Genomic DNA, 16,347 nt, shown 5'->3' with positions numbered 1-16,347 from the left:
GCGAAGCGTCAGCAACAAATGTTTTATCTGTGCGAAAGCGAAGCGTCAGCAACAAAGGCCCAGGCGGAACGGAGATCAACCCCACGTATGGTGAGAAGCCATTAATATTGTTGCTATGTGGAAAATGGACATATGTACATTCTGGGTGTACATATGTATTTTATTTGTTTTATCAGCACAATATTTAGTAGGGCTCATATACTGATGATAAAGGATTTTACGTTCTGTTTGTCAAAAATTAAAATATAAATGTTGTATTTTTAATGTGAACACTTTATAATGAAATTCATCGAAAGTGTTATTAAATCAATGTTTGTTAATATATTATTGTACTTTCCAGAAGTACAATTGTTCATAGGTGGAGGTTTGGAGAAATGAAAAAGATAATGGTTACAGGAGCACTTGGTCAAATCGGTTCTGAACTCGTAGAAAAGCTTCGAGGTATTTATGGAGAGGACAATGTATTAGCGACAGATGTTCGAAAGCTTGAAAATATTAAGGGTCCATTTGAAGTATTGGACGTGACGGATGGACAAAGAATGCATGAATTAGCGAAGGATTTTGGTGCAGATACAATGATGCATTTAGCGGCGTTATTATCAGCAACAGCAGAAAGAAATCCATTGCTAGCATGGAATTTAAATATGGGCGGTTTAATGAATGCGCTTGAGGTTTCGCGTGAGTTAAACTTGCAATTTTTTACGCCGAGCTCAATAGGTGCGTTCGGTCCATCGACACCGAAGGATAATACGCCACAGGATACATTACAACGCCCAACAACAATGTATGGGGTAAATAAAGTAGCTGGCGAGCTATTATGTGATTATTATTTCAATCGTTTTGGTGTAGATACTCGCGGTGTACGCTTCCCAGGGTTAATTTCATACGTAACGCCTCCAGGTGGTGGTACGACAGACTATGCGGTTGAGATCTTCTATGAGGCGATTGAGCAAGGTAAGTATACATCTTATATTCAAGAAGGCACGTACATGGACATGATGTACATGCCAGATGCATTGCAGGCTATTGTAGATTTAATGGAAGCAGATAGTAGCAAACTAATACATCGTAATGCCTTTAATATAACTGCAATGAGCTTTGAGCCATCTGAAATTGCTAAGGAGATTAAAAAACATTTGCCACATTTCCATATGGATTATAATGTGGATCCAGTGCGTCAGGCGATAGCAGATAGTTGGCCAAATTCTATAAATATAGAAGCGGCACAGAAAGAATGGGGCTTTAGAGCACAGTATGACTTAGCAAAAATGACAGTTGATATGCTAGAAAAATTAAAAATCAAACTACAAAAAAAGGCCATTTCATAAATAAAGACTCCTGAAAATCGGACGAAGAATTTAATTTCTTCGTCTTTTTTATTTTGACTAGGCTCATAAGCATAACGTGGGTTGATTTCCGTTCCGGCTGGGCGCTTTGCCGCTGACGCTTCGCTTTCGCTACAGAAAACATTTGCCGCTGACGCTTCGCTTTCGCTACAGAAAACATTTGTTGCTGACGCTACGCTTTCGCACAGATAAAACATTTGTTGCTGACGCTAACGCTCTCGCACAGATAAAACATTTGTTGCTGACGCTTCGCTTTCGCACTGAGCAAAGCTTCCTGGGGGCGTCCGATGAGCCACTTCACTCGCGCTGCTTTGTTTAAGCAATTCAAAAAATCGACTTCTTCAAATTCATTTTCTTTTAGGAACTTTACAATAAATAAAGTCAACTCTTGTTCTAAGTCTTCTCTATCTTGAAAATTCGCTTGCAACAATTCTTTTTTTATTTTCGGCTTTATCATTTCTAAGAATTTTAAAATTTTTTCATCGTTCATTTTGATTGCCATTCACATTTCATCCCTCTCTATTTTTGATAATGCTTGCAATAGTTTTTGATAAATCTTAAATGGATGAATCAAGGGACTCAATTTTTACCCCGAAAGTGTGAAGTAAGTATATGGTTATAGCAATAGGAAAGCCTACATTACCAATAATCTGAACAACAGCGTTTAGATCCATCTTTAAACTCTCCTTTTTTAGTTAAAACCCCATTTCTTTGTTTATTGATAGATTGTACAGACACACCCAATATTTGAGCTATGTCCTTATCAGACTTGCTTTTTATATAAAACAAATAAAGAATTTTCTTTTGGTTTAAGGTTAATTTTGCGATAACTTCATAGAGGATTTTATTTTCAAAATAATTTTCTACACACTCTACATCAAAAAGAATTTCACAATCTAAAGTTTTATCATCAGGAATATTTTGAAGGCTCTTATAGTCATCTGAATCAACCAAAGTTAGAGACGCTTTTTTATTTCTATCTCGATTCTTCTTATCAATGTTTTGAGCTAAAAAATGTAGGCTTTTGGAAAAATAAGATAACAGTTTTATTTGTAGAAAAAACTCATTAAACTCTGTTTGCAAATGCTCTCTTTTAAAATCAGTTGGGCATGTTAAATATTCTTTCAGTAATCTTTTGTTTTCGTGTTTCTCTAAGAAATTTTCTACTAATTTGTCCATAAATACACCTCACTATATTAGTCCGAAATAGAAACTTATGTTCTATTTCGGACTAAAAAATGGATTTACAATAGTAACATTTTCAGTCACTTTTACATCAAGCCTGTTAAAATATCTACTTATTTAATGGATTTGTGTTGTTCAAAGGTTCTATACTATATAAAGAACAATTCAACACGATTTTATCAACCAATTTGAAAAAATTTTATTTTAAATCCCAATTTGTTACAATGTATAATCTATAATAAATAAAAAAAGATGGGGGTGTGTATTTGAACGTAAAGAAAATTTTTTACACCATTTTAATCGTCATAGTTTGCCTTGTTGGTTTAATAAAAGGGAAAGACTTGTATGATGAATATAGGGATTATTCTTCAAATGAAATATTAGGTTTTGAAAATGGGAATTTAAGTTCAGAAAATACATCCGTAGCAATTAGAACAACGGACCAGACGCCCAAAAGGGAAAATCCATTACCAACAGCTTCAGACATTTTAATTTCAAAAGAAATAGAGCAAGAGCTTATAAATAGTTTTAAAAATGCAACATTTAAAGAGTACAATGGAGCTACCTTTAAATATCAATATTATGTAAGCTTCACTGTTGATTCAGTGAGTTCATTTTGGCTAAATATAGACGATGGCGTAGTTTATGTAAACCACAATACGAAAAACTATGTTTTCGAGGACGATAACAACTTTTTAAACATTTTTAAAGAAGCTGTAAAATAAAGAAAACACCTACTAAAATAGGAGGTGCTTTTTTTATAGCTTAATTACTGAACCATCAGGCATCGTGTAAGATTTAGCTAATACGTCTTGAATAACTGCAATAACTGTTTGATTTGCTGCATCATAATACTCTAAATAAGCAACTTCCATCGTTACTTTACTTGCACCGAATCGATACATATAATCACCAGCAGTTGAAAGTCGATTATAACCATTTTGTGTATTGCTAATAACACTGGCTGAACCTAATGCTGCCATAGAAAGAACAAGACTTGAAATCCCTGAAGATACACCTACTTTTGTACTTTTAAAGAAAACAAGAGCCAGAACGGTTAATGTAAACCCTGCGATTGCTTTACCAATTGAATCAACATCACTGTCCTTAGCTTTTAATTTCTCAAGCCCTGTAAGTTGAGCAAATTTCATTTGTATAAGCGTGTCGTAATCAACCGTTTGATTTTTGTACACAATTCTATTTCGTAAATCTGTTGCCATAATAAATTCCCCCTTGAGTTTTTAGTTTTTGTTAGCTAACACTCTATAAAAGAGAAATTCACAACGATTTATCAACCAATTTGTAAAAAAAAATTTTATACAGTTAATATACAATTGGAGTTGACATAACAGCCAAAGAATGAAGTTGAAATTTCGTGTTCGCTCCAGGGTCTCGGGCCAACAGGATGTTGGTCACGAAGGCGTTATCACAGGATGTGATGCTTTTAGCCTTCGTTCCTCTATTGCTGATCCCCGAGGAGTCGCCCAGCCTTCACTCCAATCAACTTATATACATGGTGACGTTTTAATAAATGTCATCCTCAACTTATTGGCGAGGAGCTATTTTAGAAAATGTTGACAATAAAAAGAAAATTATTGGAATATATAGCGTAATTTATGATTTTCAAATATAATCATATTCAGAATATTAATAGTATTCGAATATATTTCTATTGATATTTCACAAGGGTAATGGAGAGGCAGTTCACAAGACGAAGGGATGGATGGTTTTTTATGATGCAGACGCCGTTAGTATTAACAAGCTTTTTTAATCGAGCAGAAAATTATTTTGCTAGAAAGACTATTGTTTCACGAACGAGCCCACAGAAGATTCACCGTTTAACATATGGAGAGTGGGCGAAAAGGACACGTCGTTTAGCAGATGCGCTAACAAAGCTGGGGATGAAAAGGGGATCAAAGATTGGCTCCTTTGCCTGGAATCAGCATCGCCACTTAGAGGCCTATTTTGCGGTACCATGTTCTGGAGCTGTTTTGCACATGGTGAATATTCGTTTATCTGAAGAGCATTTAACTTATATTATTAATCATGCAGAAGATGAGATTTTAATAATCGATGTTGATTTGCTACCAATCATTGAAAACATTGCGCCTGAGCTTAAGACCGTAAAACATTATATTATTATGACGGATGAGGATACTTTACCAGAAACGACATTACCGAATGCATTATCATATGAGGATTTATTGGCAGCAGCGGATGAAAACTATCAATTCCCAGAGGATTTAGAGGAAGAGGAGCCTGCTGGAATGTGCTATACAAGTGCTACAACAGGAAATCCGAAGGGTGTTGTTTATTCACATCGAGGTCTAGTGTTACACAGTATGATGCTGAATATGTCTGATTCAATGGGCATTTCCGAACGTGATGTTGTGATGCCGATTGTACCGATGTTTCATGCAAATGCATGGGGTCTACCGTTTGCAAGTGTCAATGTAGGTGCGACACAGGTACTGCCAGGTCCACAATTTACATCGGCAATAATTTTAGATTTAGTGGAACAGGAGAAAATTACATTAACAGCTGGAGTGCCGACAATTTGGATTGGAGCGTTACAAGAACAAGAGAAGCGTGAACGAGATATAAGTTCGCTGCGTGCCATTTGTTGTGGTGGCTCTTCTTCACCTACTCGACTTATTCGTACATTTGAAGAGCAATATGGCATTCCATATATTGTTGTATATGGGATGACTGAAACAACACCGATTGTAGCGTTATCGAATTATATGTCTTGGATGGATGACTGGCCAATTGAAAAGAAAATCGAATCGCGAGCAATGCAAGGAATGACGATGGCTGGGATTGAATCTAGTATTATTAATGACAATGGAGAAGTACCGTGGGATGGAGAGACAATGGGGGAATTACGTTTACGAGGTCCATGGATTTCACACGAGTACTATCGTGATGAACGAACAGCTGATGCCTATCGAGATGGCTGGTTATATACAGGGGACATTGCGGTGCGATCAGAGGATGGCTTTATTAAAATATCAGATCGTACAAAGGATTTAATTAAATCAGGTGGGGAGTGGATATCCTCAGTTGATTTAGAAAATGCGTTAATGACGCATGATGCTGTTTTGGAAGCAGCAGTTATCGCAATTCCTCATGCCAAATGGCAAGAACGTCCGCTAGCCTGCGTTGTATTGAAGGAAGGAAAGTCAGCAACCGACGCAGAGCTTCTTGCATTTTTAGAAAATCAATTTGCAAAATGGTGGGTGCCGGATGATGTTGTATTTTTAGAGGAAATTCCTAAAACATCGGTTGGGAAATTCCTGAAAGCTAAGCTTCGAGATAATGTGGCAGAAATTTATCCGAAATTAAGTTCATTAGTATAGTCAAAAGAGCGATTTCCATAAAGGGAAGTCGCTCTTTCATTTTGTTATTTATTTAACATTTGAAAAACTTGTTCTACGTCTTTGTCTCCACGGCCAGAGATATTGATAATAATACTGTCACCAGGAGATAACGTTGGCGCAAGCTTTAATGCATGAGCAACTGCGTGCGAGCTTTCAAGTGCAGGGATAATGCCTTCAACTTTTGAAAGCACTTGGAATGCTTCAAGCACTTCTTCATTTGTTACCGTTACATATTCTCCACGACCAATTGTTTTTAAATAGCTATGCTCCGGACCAGCACCAGGATAATCTAGTCCAGCGGCAATCGAATAAGTTGGTAGTGGATTGCCCTCAGCATCTTGCAGTACTAAACATTTGAAGCCGTGTAATTCACCCGGTGTTCCTTCGTTTAATGTTGCAGCCTTATCTGGTTCAATACCGATGAGGCGTACATTTTCATCTGCAATATATTCTGCAAAAGCCCCAATCGCATTACTACCGCCACCGACACAAGCAAGTACTGCTGCTGGTAGTTTTCCTTCTTTTTCTAAAATTTGTTCGCGACTTTCACGGCTAATGACGGATTGGAAATGCTTCACCATTGAAGGGAATGGGTGAGGTCCAACTGCAGAACCTAGTAAATAGAAAGTCGTTTCATAGTTTTCTACTAAATCAGCAAATGCTTCATCCACTGCATCTTTTAGTCGTCCTTGACCTTTATCAACGGCTACTACCTTTGCACCAAGAAGCTCCATACGGAAGACGTTTAGTGCTTGACGTTTTGTATCTTCTAAGCCCATATAAATTGTGCAATCCATCCCGAACATTGCACAAGCAGTTGCTGTTGCTACACCATGCTGACCTGCACCTGTTTCGGCAATAACACGATTAGCACCCATACGCTTTGCTAATAAAATCTGTCCGAGAACGTTATTAATTTTATGTGAACCTGTATGGTTAAGATCTTCACGCTTTAAATAAATTTTCGCGCCACCTAATTGTTTTGTTAAATTTTCAGCAAAATAAAGTGGAGATTTGCGCCCAACATATTCACGGAAATAATACTCTAGCTCTTTATTAAAGTCTTCATCGTCTTTATATTTTTGGAAGTTTTCATCTAAAATAGTTAAAACATTTTGAAGCTCATCAGGAACAAAGCTACCGCCAAATTCACCGAAATATCCTTTTTTCTCTGCTAATGTATTCATCTGCTCTCGACTCCTCTAATCTAATTTTTTCCATAAAAAAAGTCACTCCAATCCTTCTATAAAAAGGACGAGTAACCGTGGTGCCACCTTCATTCGCAAAAATTGCGCGCTTTCGTACTCCGGTAACGGGGAGTAACTTCGGCCTCACATTTGATGAGGCTGCTCCAAAGTCCATTCACAAGTACGTACTACTGATTTGCACCAACCATCAGCTCTCTAGAAATACTGCTACTTGCTACTAATCTTTTTCTAAGCATTATATTGAAAAGAATTGTAAAGTATTTTCAGAATATTGTCAAGATATCTTCCGAGAAATAGAAAAACGAACTGTTCGCAAACAATAAAGCCGTTAAATAAAGTTGGTTTAAAAATAAAGAACAATGTTAGTGTCACTAACGGACAAACTGATTTAAGAAGGCTATAATGCATTAATTAATAACTGATAATAAGCTCTTTAATTCTTTATAAATAAAAGCAAAAATCACTATTGATTCTACCGTTACGTTAGAAACTATAATGAATGTATTAAAAGAAAAGGAGAAATATAGATGTATCCGATTGGTCAATTTTCGAGGAAGACAGGTGTCTCGATCCGAACTCTTCGCTATTATGATGAAATGAATTTGTTAAAGCCATCTTACATTTCGAAAACGGGACGTAGATTTTATGAAAATGAGGATATAATTACACTACAAAAAATTACAGGATTAAAAGCGTTAGGATTTTCGTTAAAAGATATTCAACAGCTAATGAGACAATCACAATGGGACATAACAGAATCTTTAGAGTACCAAAAGGAGAAATTGCTTCATAAATTGGTGGACATTAAAAAGAATATTGAACTACTTGAATATACAATTTCGTTAGCCCAATCAAATCAGGTAATCGAACCAGAGGTATTTGTTGCATTAATTCAAAATAATTTACACATGGAATCTTAGCAGCGATGGTTAAAAGGTTATTTACCAAATGAAATTGTAGATGAAATTTATACAGTATCAAATAGTTACAACGTTCGTTATGATGCACATTTAATAAACATTATAAATCAATTGAAAATAGCTTATAAGAACCAATTTACGGATACCGAAGTACATACTATTCTCAAAGAATTTTTTTCTCAACTACCACTTGAACTATTTAATCGGTTACTAACAGAACCAAATCTAATGGAGATACAGTTGGATAGAATGTTATTTTCGTCACCATTTAGTAAACAAGAAGAAGAATGGTTAATTGAAAAAATAGAGAACATGCTAAAGGAGTATAAAACAAAATGAACATACTATTATGGGGATTCATTGGGTTTACTCTTTTATATGAACCAATTATAGGTTATTGGTTATATCAAAGATTTAAAATACGTGTTCTGACTGATCCAGCAAGCAGGATACACTATTATAAGATTGTTATGCTAGGTTTGTGGATACCAACACTTATTATTTTAATAGTAGTGGCAAATTCTGAACTTACATTAGAAGAACTACGTGTAATAATGCCTAGTATTAACACAAAAGAATTAGGAACAATTGTTACATATATTGTTATAGGGGTAGCTCTATTATATAGTGTTTTACTTTTATATTACGCAATTGGATATTTTATAAGTGATAAAGTTAAAAATAAGATGAAAATAATGAAGCAAAAACAAATGAAGCAAATAGCGTTTACTGAGTTACTACCTGTTACAAAGAAAGACAAAGCCATTTGGAATCAAGTGGCATGGACAGCAGGGGTCACAGAAGAAATTATTTACCGCGGATTGCTTATATTTGCATTTAACACATTATTTCCAGAATGGTCAATTTGGTTCGTTCTATTGTGTACCTCAATAATATTTGGTCTTGCACATACATATCAGAATTTATCTGGTGTCATTAGGACAACCATCTTTGGCTTTGTGTTCGGGATGCTTGCAGTCGCATTGAACTCCATTATACCTCTAATACTTCTTCATGCTTTGATTGATTACGTGGGGAAATTAGGTGATGAGAATGAAAAGGATTAAAATAACATATTATTTTTTTCTGATTGCAACGCTTTTTTGGTAGGTATTAAACTTTATTTACATGAAAAATAATCGAACTTCAATGTGAATACAACAAAAAGGAGGAACGGTTTCACCGTTCCTCCTTTTATTAAACACTGCTCTAATAAGATCCGTCAGTTAAATTAAATCTTTGAAGTTTAAGCGCTTATTCAATACATACATAATCGGCGCACCAATTGCTAAGACAACAAATTCACCTGCAGCAACAGTTAGCCATGTCCAGAAGAATGGTACTTCCAAGGCTATGTTCAATTCAAAGGCAATGATAAACATTGTGAATGTAAATAACAATGTATTAATGATTAAACGTGCCCAAATATTTTTGACAAATTTACAAATAAGAATGAACAATCCAAGGGTAATCATCGAATGGCCTACACCGAAAAAAACATCTAGAATGCCGTTTGGTGAAAATAAATTGGAGATAAATACACCAATAATGATCCCAACGGCAAATCGTGGATTAAAGGCGACTAGATGGTTAAAAATTTCCGATACACGGAACTGTACCTCTGTAAAGCCAAATGGAGCGACTAGCAATGTAACAGCAATATAGAGTGCTGCAATAATACCACTCGTTGCTAAAAATTTTATTTTCATATATTAATTTCTCCTTAGTTTTTTTGCGTGGGATGGTTACGAACCACGTAAAGCAAGTGCAATCATATCAATGATTATGCTTGTTTGTAAAGGGTGGTAAATACTTGATGAAACTATTTTTGTACTAATAATGTAAATATTAATTGGGGAATATTATTATATTTTCTAAATAATACTTTCATCACCAAAAATTGTGGTTGATTTGTTAAGACGTAAGCCTTGTATATAAGATGATTGGAGTGGCGTCTAGTCGGAACGGAAATCAACCTCGCGTTATAGAGGTGAGCCAAGTTAGGGATTGAAAGATCATCCCGCGTTTATGGTGATGAGGAAAAATAATGGAGGAAGATGAAATGACAGTTACTTATTGGACAGGACAAAGTCTTACACTACGAGCGATACAACCAGAAGATATCGTTATCTTTGAATTTTTAGATGATGAAATTTTACGAAATATGGATTCAATACATTTTCCTCGCTCCGCGGATCAAATGAGGGAATGGGTAGAAGAGCAATTGTCAGAAGAAGATGATGAATTTCGTTTTATTGCAGTAGATAGAGAGAATAATATTGTCGGTATGATTGAAACCTTTGATTGTGATTTGAAAAATGGTGTCTTGGATTATTACTTGGCTGTATTTGAGCCATACAGAGGTAAAGGCTATGCAAAAGAAATGATTCTTATGGTTCTTCGCTTCTTCTTTTCAGAGCGTCCTTATCAAAAAGTAAATACAACCGTTTACTCGTTCAATGAACCATCTATGCGCTTGCATGAAAAATTAGGTTTCATGAAAGAGGGGCAACTAAGAAATATCATTTTCACTAAAGGAGCTTATTACGATGGTATTTGCTACGGTATGACAAGACAAGAGTTTGAGCAGAATCATGGGGCCCTGTCATAAATTTGACCATTGAGACTAGTATAGTTAATTTTCCTTACTCATACGGAAGAGTTTCTTTACAAAAGAAAGGGCTAATCCCGTCATTTGGGATCAGCCCGGAAGCTTTTACTTATTTATGCTGTGTAAGATAAACTTTGCCGTTAATCGTTACTTTAGAAGCTGAGATTAGAATTTCTTTATTTGCTTCATAATATGGATTTAAAATTTTGTCGATAGCAGCCCATTTTTCACTAGATTTTTCAGAGTCACCTTTTTTATCAAGAGCTATTGCTTCTTCATAAAGCTTTTTCAATTGTTTTTTGTCTGTTGCTTTGATTTCGAAATCAAAGTCAGATAAGTATTGTTCAAAGCTAATTGGCTTCGTGTAAAGATTAATCATTTCATTGAAGTCATTCCATAGCTTTTCAGATAATTGATCATTTTTATCTGCATCTGCTTTTTGAGCATCTTTATAAATCGCTTTTAGTTTTGGTAAGGCTTCAGCTGGAATATCTAATTCCATATCTGAAATGTATTCTTCAAATGTTACTGGTGGATATAGTGCATCTAAATAAGGTTGAAGAATCTTTTGGAATTCATCAAATTTTTCTTGTGCTTTGTCTTCTTTACCAGATTTCGTTAGTTTTATCCATTGTTCATAAATTGCTTTCAGCTGTTTTTTATCATTTTCTTTAATCACTATATTTTTTTCACTAAATCCGTACTCTTCAATGAACTTTTCAAAGGATACAGGTACCCAGCTAGCTAAAATATATGGCTTCGTGATTTTATCCATTTCAACATTGATTTTATCGACTTCTTCATACTTCTCTTCTTTTTCTAACTTCTTCATTTGATTGAACAACTTTTCTAATTTAGCCAGATCTTCTTTTGTGATTTCTTTAGGTAAGTCTTTTTTATAGACGTCAAACGTGTAGAAGTCTGCATAATCTTGTACTAAGCTACCTTCTACAGAGATTTCTTGACCTTCAACTAAGTTCATTTTTGCTATTTGCTCATCTGAAAACTTTTGGATTCCGATATAATAGTTTTTACCGTCTTTCCCTTTGATTGTAATGCTATCTCCGTAAATGTTTTTAATAGTTCCTTTAATTTGTTGCTCAGCTTTAACAGTCATTTCGTTTGCTGGTTTTGCTGTTGTTGCCTCAGCTTGATGTGGTGTGAAGACAGCCATTCCTATTGTTAGTGCTGATACAATCATCCAAGATTTTTTAGTTGTTTTTTTCATAATTAGGTCTCCCTTTAAATTTAATTGTTTTAATTACTAAAAATTAGACGCCTTTCCAACTATAAAAAGTTAGTTAAAGTTAGAAAAAATTTTAAAAAGTTTTTCACTACCTAACTTCGCAAAATTGTCAAAAAAATTTTTGTTATGTTAGAAAAAGAAATCATTCTGTAAAAACAGCGTAGTTTAGCGGTTTAAAGCGGCAAATTGAATGAAAAACTAAAATATTTTGTCAAATGTAAATGTCAGAACATTCATAATGTTGTTGACGAACCTCAATAATAACTGTAATATAGCGATACGTTCACACTTCGCTTGGATAAAGTGTGATAAATATCAGAGATCAAAATCGGGGGGATTATTTGTGAAAAGCAATTTAAAAAAGCTTTCGTTCCTGTTATTTGGGTTAGTTTTAATGCTTGCTGCTTGTGGTAGCAGTGGCTCTAGTTCATCTGATTCGAAAGGGAACGAAACGAATAATGCAAGTGAGAGCGGCAAAGCAGATGACAAAACATATAAAATCGGGATTACTCAAATTGTGGAGCATCCATCTTTAAATGCTGCAACTGAAGGCTTCAAAAAAGCAATTGAAGAATCTGGCTTAAAAGTTGAGTACGAATCGCAAATAGCGCAAGGGGATAATAGTCTTAATACAACGATTGCAAACAATCTAGTAAGTGCAAACGTAGATTTAATATTTGCTAACTCTACGCCGTCTGCACAAGCAGCAGCGACAGCAACTAGTGATATTCCAATTATTTTTACTTCTGTAACAGATGCTGTTGGAGCACAGCTCATTGAATCTATGGAGAAGCCAGGGAAAAATGTAACAGGTACGATCGATTTACACCCTGATACTATTTCAAAAACAGTGGCATTCTTAAAAGAACTTGGTGCCAAAAACGTTGGTATGGTTTACAACGCTGGTGAGCAAAACTCAGTAGCGCAAGTAAAAGAAGTGAAAAAAGTTATGGGTGAGCAAGGCCTAAAAGTGGTAGAGGCATCTGCGGCAACTTCTGCGGAAGTAAAACAAGCTACTGAATCATTAATCGGTAAAGCAGATGCATTCTATATTATTACTGATAATACAGTAGTTTCTGCTCTAGAATCTGTTATTGATGTAGCGAATGCTAATAAATTACCACTAATTGTAGGAGAGCTTGACTCAGTGGAACGTGGTGGCTTAGCGGCATACGGGTTTGAATATTTCGACATCGGTTATGAAGCAGGTCAAATGGCTGTGAAGATTCTAAAAGGGGAAGCAACACCTGCTGATACACCAGCGCAATACCCACAAAACTTAAAACTATTAATCAACAAAAAAGTAGCGGATAACTTAGGAATTGAAATCAAAGATTCTTGGGGAGCAGAGCTTTTTGAAAAGTAATGGACTGACATAGCCATCTTATGAAGCAAAGCGGGGGAGAACTAAAACTGCCCCCGCTTTATCTTCTTTTAGAGTGAAAAATTAACCTCATGTTGGAGGAAGAAACACCGCTCTGTTTCCTATAGAAAAGAAATGCTGGGGCAAAGTAGCGGATAGGATACATTGAAATTATGGTGATGAGCGGAATTATATTTATTTAAGAAATTATTAGGAGATGATTCAACTATGTTTTTAGCAATGTTTGGCGCAATGGAGCAAGGAATCATCTATGCAATTATGGCACTTGGTGTGTATTTAACATTCCGCGTGTTAGATTTTCCGGATTTAACGGTTGATGGAAGCTTTGTAACAGGGGCAGCTACAGCAGCAACAATGATTCTGCTTGGCTACAACCCAATCTTAGCGACTTTAGTGGCAATTGTTGCTGGATTTATTGCTGGATGTATGACAGGAATTCTTCACACAAAAGGGAAAATTAATCCGCTACTATCGGGTATTTTAATGATGATTGCTTTGTATTCTATTAATCTACGTATTATGGGGTTAACGGCAGAAAATACGATAGGTCGTCCGAATATTCCACTATTGAACTCAGAGACTATATTTTCAAAGTTTCAAGCGTTTTGGAGTAATTTAGGGATAGATGCTACATTAAATAACCTGTTAAAAAACATGGGCTTTCAGCAAGTACCTTCAACATGGAGTACGTTGATTGTAGTATTAATTATCACGATTTTAATTAAGTTAATAGCAGACTGGTTCTTAAAAACAGAGGTCGGACTGGCTATTCGAGCAACTGGTGATAATAAGCGTATGATTCGTAGCTTCTCAGCAAATACGGACACACTTATTATTCTAGGTCTAGGACTATCTAATGCACTTGTCGCCTTTTCTGGAGCTTTAATCGCACAGTATTCGAAATTCTCAGATGTAAGTATGGGGATTGGGATGATTGTTATCGGTCTTGCATCTGTTATTATCGGTGAAGCAATCTTCGGTACAAAAACGATTATGCGCACAACTTTTGCTGTCATTGCGGGAGCTATTATTTACCGCATTATTTTAGCGTTAGCATTACGTGTAGATTTCCTTGATTCAGGGGATATGAAATTAATTACAGCTATTATCGTTATTTTAGCGCTGATCTTACCTCAATTTATCAATAAGAGTAAGGAGCGCAAACGCAAGGTGAAGCGCGCAGCAGAGAAGACGCGAGTAAAGACGGTGGAGCAGGGAGGGAATGGCCTTGCTTAAATTACACGGCATTAATAAGGTTTTTAATGAAGGAACGCCAGATGAGAAAATTGCACTCGCAGAAATTAATTTGCACTTAATGCCAGGTGATTTTGTCACAATTATCGGCAGTAATGGTGCTGGTAAATCGACAATGATGAATATGGTTTCGGGTGCATTAACACCAGACTTCGGCACAGTTTCAATTGATGGGAATGAGGTTACAACTTTACCAGAATACAAGCGCTCCCACTACATTGGTCGCGTGTTCCAGGATCCAATGGCTGGTACAGCACCAACGATGACAATTGAGGAAAACTTAGCGTTAGCTTACTCACGTAATAAGAGTAGAGGTTTGCGTATCGGTGTTGATAAAAAGCGTCGAGAATTTTTCAAGGAATCGTTGGAGATGTTAGGTTTAAATCTGGAAAATCGCCTATCTGCAAAAGTCGGCTTACTTTCTGGTGGGGAACGTCAAGCGCTGTCACTTTTAATGGCGACGTTCACGAAGCCGTCGATTTTATTACTGGACGAGCATACAGCGGCACTTGACCCATCTCGTGCAGAGTTAATCACACGCATTACGAAATATTTAGTTGAGAAAGACAGCTTAACGACATTAATGGTCACGCACAATATGCAACAAGCATTAGACTTAGGGAATCGACTGATTATGATGGATAAAGGTCAAATCATTTTAGAAGTAGGCGAGGATCGCAAGCATGAATTGACCATTCCAGATTTAATGGCAGAGTTCGAACGAATCCGCGGTGAGAAAATGAACTCAGACCGTGCATTACTAGGATAATAAATGATAAAACGCTCATACATAGGTGTGGGCGTTTTTTCGTTGGATGTCGATATTTTTTAAAAGTTGGGTGATAAATAAAAAAAGTTGGTCGATAAACAATCAAAAGTTCTCGATAAATAAGCAAACAGTTTCGATAAAGTGCATTATAATCTAGCTAAAGGAGGTGAAAATATGCTACTGAAAAAAAAGCGGGAAGTTTCATCGAAGCAACGCGTGTTAGAAATGATTGAAAGGCGGTTACCGAAATCTCACGTTAAGTATGATTATTTTCAAGAAATGCTAGGAAGAACAAAGGCTGGTATTGCTGGCGAGCAAAGAGTAGATCGAGAATGGCGGGAAATCTATTTGGAGCATGCGTATTATTTATTGCATGATGTAGAGCTTAAGGATGAGAGTGCTGGGGGATCGACGCATCAAATGGATACATTATTTATGTCCCAACATTTTGTGCTAATCGTTGAAATTAAAAATATCGTTGGCCATGTAGAGTATATGGAAGATAACCATCAATTTATTCGAATTACTTCTGATGGTAGAGTAGATGGCTTTAGAAATCCCTTTGATCAAGTGAAGCGACATGCTAGATTTTTGCGTCGGCTATTTCAAATGAGTGGACATCATATCCCTATTGAATATATAGTCGTTTCAGCAAATCCGAATATGATTATGACGCCCACTTTTTCGTCCCAGCCAATTATTCATGTAAGTGGCTTGGCTGAAAGGATAGGTCAACTGTTCAAGCAGCATCAACAAGTCTGTCTAAGTGAAACAGATTTGAGAGAATTATCAGCGGATATTTTGACGAGGCACAAACCAACTCAATGGACCCTAGATATTAAAGTGGATGAATTGAAGAAAGGTGCACTATGCTCGCATTGTCATTTTGACCATGTCCTACGTTACACCCATGGGAAATGGCGTTGTAGCAATTGCCAATCGATTAATAATCAATCGATGCTAGTCGCATTACATGATTTTCGATTAATGATAAGCAACAATATTACAAATGCTCAATTTCGTAATTTTTTTGATATTGACTCA

The 16,347-nt window shown here is 36.0% G+C and carries 18 protein-coding genes, 1 riboswitch and 1 other annotated feature; of the genes, 10 read left to right on the top strand and 8 right to left on the bottom strand.

Translation table 11 applies throughout. The features are described from left to right. Positions 1–374: 374 nt before the first annotated feature. Positions 375–1,328 (top strand): L-threonine 3-dehydrogenase, encoded by a 954-nt coding sequence (locus QRN68_RS18795; RefSeq protein ID WP_285398428.1) that lies wholly within the window; start codon positions 375–377, stop codon positions 1,326–1,328. Here the strand turns inward: QRN68_RS18795 and QRN68_RS18790 are convergent. Genes QRN68_RS18790 through QRN68_RS18775 form a run of 4 tightly spaced genes read right to left on the bottom strand, consistent with a single transcriptional unit; the run spans position 1,300 to position 2,525 of the window. Further along, positions 1,300–1,506, bottom strand: a complete 207-nt coding sequence (locus tag QRN68_RS18790) for a hypothetical protein (RefSeq protein WP_285398427.1) — start codon at positions 1,504–1,506, stop codon at positions 1,300–1,302. The genes QRN68_RS18795 and QRN68_RS18790 overlap by 29 nt on opposite strands. 12 nt (positions 1,507–1,518) lie before the next feature. Beyond that, positions 1,519–1,848 (bottom strand): hypothetical protein, encoded by a 330-nt coding sequence (locus QRN68_RS18785; protein ID WP_285398426.1) that lies wholly within the window; start codon positions 1,846–1,848, stop codon positions 1,519–1,521. 55 nt (positions 1,849–1,903) lie between these two features. Further along, on the bottom strand, positions 1,904–2,020 hold the full coding sequence (locus QRN68_RS18780; RefSeq protein ID WP_285398425.1) for a YvrJ family protein: 117 nt from the start codon (positions 2,018–2,020) through the stop codon (positions 1,904–1,906). Then, positions 1,986–2,525 (bottom strand): sigma factor-like helix-turn-helix DNA-binding protein, encoded by a 540-nt coding sequence (locus QRN68_RS18775; protein WP_285398424.1) that lies wholly within the window; start codon positions 2,523–2,525, stop codon positions 1,986–1,988. Before QRN68_RS18775 ends, QRN68_RS18780 begins: the two co-directional genes overlap by 35 nt. Before the next feature lie 272 nt (positions 2,526–2,797). Between QRN68_RS18775 and QRN68_RS18770 the strand changes: the two genes are divergently transcribed. Continuing rightward, positions 2,798–3,256 (top strand): hypothetical protein, encoded by a 459-nt coding sequence (locus QRN68_RS18770; protein WP_285398423.1) that lies wholly within the window; start codon positions 2,798–2,800, stop codon positions 3,254–3,256. Between the two features lie 33 nt (positions 3,257–3,289). Here QRN68_RS18770 and QRN68_RS18765 read toward each other — a convergent pair whose 3' ends face one another. After that, positions 3,290–3,751, bottom strand: a complete 462-nt coding sequence (locus QRN68_RS18765; protein ID WP_285398422.1) for a hypothetical protein — start codon at positions 3,749–3,751, stop codon at positions 3,290–3,292. A 513-nt stretch (positions 3,752–4,264) separates the two neighbouring features. Between QRN68_RS18765 and QRN68_RS18760 the strand changes: the two genes are divergently transcribed. Continuing rightward, positions 4,265–5,890 carry a long-chain fatty acid--CoA ligase gene (locus tag QRN68_RS18760; RefSeq protein WP_285398421.1) on the top strand — a complete coding sequence of 542 codons (1,626 nt, stop codon included), beginning with the start codon at positions 4,265–4,267 and terminating at the stop codon, positions 5,888–5,890. Positions 5,891–5,934: 44 nt separating this feature from the next. Here the strand turns inward: QRN68_RS18760 and trpB are convergent, their stop codons facing one another. Then, positions 5,935–7,098 (bottom strand): tryptophan synthase subunit beta, encoded by a 1,164-nt coding sequence (trpB, locus tag QRN68_RS18755; RefSeq protein ID WP_285398420.1) that lies wholly within the window; start codon positions 7,096–7,098, stop codon positions 5,935–5,937. A gap of 60 nt (positions 7,099–7,158) precedes the next feature. Next, positions 7,159–7,359, bottom strand: a binding site (T-box leader). 287 nt (positions 7,360–7,646) lie between these two features. On the opposite strand from trpB, the gene QRN68_RS18750 reads away from it, so the two are divergent. Together QRN68_RS18750 and QRN68_RS18745 are read left to right on the top strand one after the other, a co-directional pair. Beyond that, positions 7,647–8,039 (top strand): MerR family transcriptional regulator, encoded by a 393-nt coding sequence (locus QRN68_RS18750; RefSeq protein ID WP_285398419.1) that lies wholly within the window; start codon positions 7,647–7,649, stop codon positions 8,037–8,039. Positions 8,040–8,374: 335 nt separating this feature from the next. Continuing rightward, positions 8,375–9,106: a CPBP family intramembrane glutamic endopeptidase gene (locus tag QRN68_RS18745; protein ID WP_285398418.1), complete on the top strand. Its 732-nt coding sequence runs from the start codon at positions 8,375–8,377 to the stop codon at positions 9,104–9,106. A gap of 159 nt (positions 9,107–9,265) precedes the next feature. Here the strand turns inward: QRN68_RS18745 and QRN68_RS18740 are convergent, their stop codons facing one another. Next, the gene (locus tag QRN68_RS18740; RefSeq protein WP_285398417.1) at positions 9,266–9,748 is read right to left on the bottom strand and encodes a QueT transporter family protein; all 483 of its coding nucleotides are present in this window, start codon (positions 9,746–9,748) and stop codon (positions 9,266–9,268) included. A gap of 8 nt (positions 9,749–9,756) precedes the next feature. Continuing rightward, positions 9,757–9,801: riboswitch (PreQ1 riboswitch) on the bottom strand. A 300-nt stretch (positions 9,802–10,101) separates the two neighbouring features. On the opposite strand from QRN68_RS18740, the gene QRN68_RS18735 reads away from it, so the two are divergent. Continuing rightward, complete coding sequence (locus QRN68_RS18735; protein WP_285398416.1) at positions 10,102–10,650, top strand: GNAT family N-acetyltransferase; 549 nt, start codon at positions 10,102–10,104, stop codon at positions 10,648–10,650. Between the two features lie 109 nt (positions 10,651–10,759). Here the strand turns inward: QRN68_RS18735 and QRN68_RS18730 are convergent, their stop codons facing one another. After that, positions 10,760–11,878: a hypothetical protein gene (locus QRN68_RS18730; protein ID WP_285398415.1), complete on the bottom strand. Its 1,119-nt coding sequence runs from the start codon at positions 11,876–11,878 to the stop codon at positions 10,760–10,762. A gap of 361 nt (positions 11,879–12,239) precedes the next feature. On the opposite strand from QRN68_RS18730, the gene QRN68_RS18725 reads away from it, so the two are divergent. From QRN68_RS18725 to QRN68_RS18710, 4 genes are all read left to right on the top strand, one after another. Continuing rightward, positions 12,240–13,262, top strand: coding sequence for an ABC transporter substrate-binding protein (locus QRN68_RS18725; protein WP_285398414.1), 1,023 nt, complete (start codon positions 12,240–12,242; stop codon positions 13,260–13,262). A 225-nt stretch (positions 13,263–13,487) separates the two neighbouring features. Beyond that, positions 13,488–14,516 (top strand): ABC transporter permease, encoded by a 1,029-nt coding sequence (locus QRN68_RS18720; RefSeq protein ID WP_285398413.1) that lies wholly within the window; start codon positions 13,488–13,490, stop codon positions 14,514–14,516. Further along, positions 14,509–15,303: an ABC transporter ATP-binding protein gene (locus QRN68_RS18715; protein ID WP_285398412.1), complete on the top strand. Its 795-nt coding sequence runs from the start codon at positions 14,509–14,511 to the stop codon at positions 15,301–15,303. The genes QRN68_RS18720 and QRN68_RS18715 overlap by 8 nt, the downstream gene beginning before the upstream one ends. A 174-nt stretch (positions 15,304–15,477) precedes the next feature. Further along, positions 15,478–16,347: nuclease-related domain-containing protein (locus QRN68_RS18710; RefSeq protein ID WP_285398411.1), on the top strand; the 870-nt coding region annotated here is incomplete at its 3' end.

Origin of the sequence: Lysinibacillus sp. fls2-241-R2A-57 (assembly GCF_030209535.1) — a bacterium.
Taxonomy (GTDB): domain Bacteria; phylum Bacillota; class Bacilli; order Bacillales_A; family Planococcaceae; genus Lysinibacillus.
Note: the sequence above shows the minus strand (reverse complement) of the source record. Positions and strands in the feature narration are given on the sequence as shown.